Raw genomic sequence first — 2,562 nt, forward strand, 5'->3', positions numbered from 1 at the left:
GCGTGCCGGGCGCGCTCACCCACGAGAAGGGCTGCGTCAAATTTGGCGTTGCTGATGTCGATGCCGATGATGTGCACGGAGCCTCCGAACTGGTTACTGGCTCCACTTCCTGTCAGCCACACTAGTCATCAGGCTGTCTGGCGTGCCTGTGCCCTGGATACCGTTCAGTCCGCAAGCGGATCGTGCGCCGAGGCTTTTTCCTCCGTGACGAGCACGAGGCTCAAGAGATGGACAGGCTCACCGGCGCCGCGCCTGCAATGGCCGTCGCAGGCACGGCGACGACTTATAAGTGATGTCAGCAGAGCTGACAGGCTCCATTCCCTCGGCGGCATTTTCCACTCCCGCTCGGTCCGGTTCAAGACCAGGTAGAGTAGCTTCATGGCAGCCTCGTCGGTCGGGAAGTGGCCTCTGGCGCGGACGGCGCGGCGCAGCTTGGCGTTCAAGGCCTCGATGGCGTTGGTGGTGTAGAGGATGCGCCGGACGTCACTGGGGAAGGCATAGAACGGCACCACCTCCGTCCATGCGCTTCGCCAGCTCTGGCCGATGGCGGGGTAGCGGCGGCCCCAGGGGCCGGTGTCGAAGGCGGCAAGTGCCGCCTCACCGGCGGCAGCATCGATGGCGCGGTAGATGTCCTTCAGCGCTGCGGCCACGGCCTTGCGGTCCTTGTACGCCACGAAGTCCAGGCTGTGCCGGAGCAGGTGGACCACGGGGTCGTTGAAGAACCCCGGCTTCCATGATTCCCTGGCTTCTGGGCGCGTGGCACCAGAGGAGGCCGGCGCGATGCTGGGCTGCAAGACGCGTGATCGGCAGGAGCCGATCATCATCGGGTCGCTTCGGCAACTCGTTCCCGACGATCACATTCTTGCCCGGGTCGATGCTGTGTTGGACCTGTCCTGGCTACGGGAAGAGGTCGCTGGCCTCTACTGCCAGGAGATCGGCCGCCCAGGCATCGATCCGGAAGTGGCGGTGCGGCTGATGCTTGCGGGCTTTCTGCTCGGCATCGTTCACGACCGCCGGCTGATGCGCGAGGCGGCGGTCAACATCGCGATCCGCTGGTTCGTGGGCTATGGGCTGCATGAGAGCTTGCCCGACCATTCCTCCCTGACCCGCATCCGCCAACGATGGGGGCCCGGCCGCTTCCGTCGCATCTTCGAGCAGACGGTGAAGGGTTGCATGGGGGCAAAGGTCGCCATGGGTGCGACCGTCCACATCGATGCGTGCCTGATCCGCGCTCATGCGAGCTGGGAAGCTCTGGTCGCGCGCCATGTCGCCGAGGTCGAGGATGCCCATCCGGCCGAGTTCGCATGGGAGGACCGCCAGACCGGCAGGTACAAGAAGATCTGCACGACCGATCCGGATGCCAGCATGGCAACGAACGGTCGGAACCGTCGGCTTGAGCCAACCTACAAGCAGCACACGGCGGTCGACGATGTGGCCGGCGTCATTCTCGACGTCGAGATCACGACTGGCGAGCAGAACGAGGGAATGGCGGTGGAAGGCCAACTCGACGCCATCCCGGTGACGACGGGAACGGCCATCAGGACGGCCACCATGGACGCTGGCTACGCCTACGCGAAGGTGTTCCGCGCCTTGGAAGACCGCGACATCGAAGCCATCGTGCCAGCCAAGGCCGAGCAGCGCCCCAAAGGCACGATCCCGCAACGGCGGTTCAAGTTCGACGCCAAGCACAACATCGTGCGCTGCCCGAGAGGGAGGATCCTGCGTCCCAAGGGGAGCCTGCAACGCGGCTCCTTCCAGCACTATCATGCGGATGCGCGGGATTGCGGCGGCTGCCCCTTGCGAGCGCGGTGCGTGAGCCCGTCACGCCGTGCCCGGGTCGTCGTGTTCAACGCCAACCATCCCTCCCTCCTACGCGGCCGGCGAAAGCGACTGCGGTGGCGCCGCCGCGAGGAGCGCCTGTACACCCGCCATCGCTGGCGGGTCGAAGGGGTTCATGGCGAGGCCAAGACCTGGCACGGCCTCGCGCGCGCTGTCCGCCGTGGGCTCCCCAACATGCGGATCCAGGCCTACCTCACGGCCGCTGCCATCAACCTGAAGCGGCTCGCCACCGGCACCTGTCCAGCGATTTGATCATTGCTGGAACAGATGCGGCTCTTCGGCCGCTTCAGGAGGTGCCGACAACCTGAGCAAGCGGGTCGTCCCTTCACCCCGCCCTGACCGGCAGAACCGATCAACATCGACTTCTTCAACGACCCCACGATACAGGTCTGGATCGTGGCATCCGGGAACACGGCCAGGATCGCCTCGGGGAAGCCTTTCAGGCCGTCCACGACCGCGATCAGCACGTCCTCGACGCCGCGGTTGTGGAGTTCGTTCATGACCCGCAGCCAGAACTTGGCGCCCTCATTCTGCTCAAGCCACAGGCCCAAGATCTCCTTGGCGCCGTCAGCACGGACGCCCAGGGCGATGTGCACCGCCTTGTTGCGCACCAGGCCCTCGTCGCGGATCTTCACCCGCAGCGCGTTGAAGAACACCAAGGGGTAGACCGGCTCCAGTGGCCGGACCTGCCAGGCGGCAATCTCGTCCAGCACCGCATCGGTC

General features: G+C 65.6%; 3 pseudogenes. 1 reads left to right on the forward strand and 2 read right to left on the reverse strand.

The features are described from left to right. Positions 1-311: 311 nt before the first annotated feature. Positions 312-707, reverse strand: a pseudogene (locus VHL31_RS23725) (transposase); the annotation flags it as partial. Positions 708-780: 73 nt separating this feature from the next. Between VHL31_RS23725 and VHL31_RS23730 the strand changes: the two are divergent. Further along, a pseudogene (locus VHL31_RS23730) lies at positions 781-2,067 on the forward strand (transposase); the annotation flags it as partial. Positions 2,068-2,195: 128 nt separating this feature from the next. On the opposite strand, the pseudogene VHL31_RS23735 reads toward VHL31_RS23730, so the two are convergent. Further along, positions 2,196-2,562 (reverse strand): annotated as a pseudogene (locus VHL31_RS23735) (IS256 family transposase); the annotation flags it as partial.

The organism is Geminicoccus sp., assembly GCF_036263595.1.
Lineage (GTDB): Bacteria > Pseudomonadota > Alphaproteobacteria > Geminicoccales > Geminicoccaceae > Geminicoccus.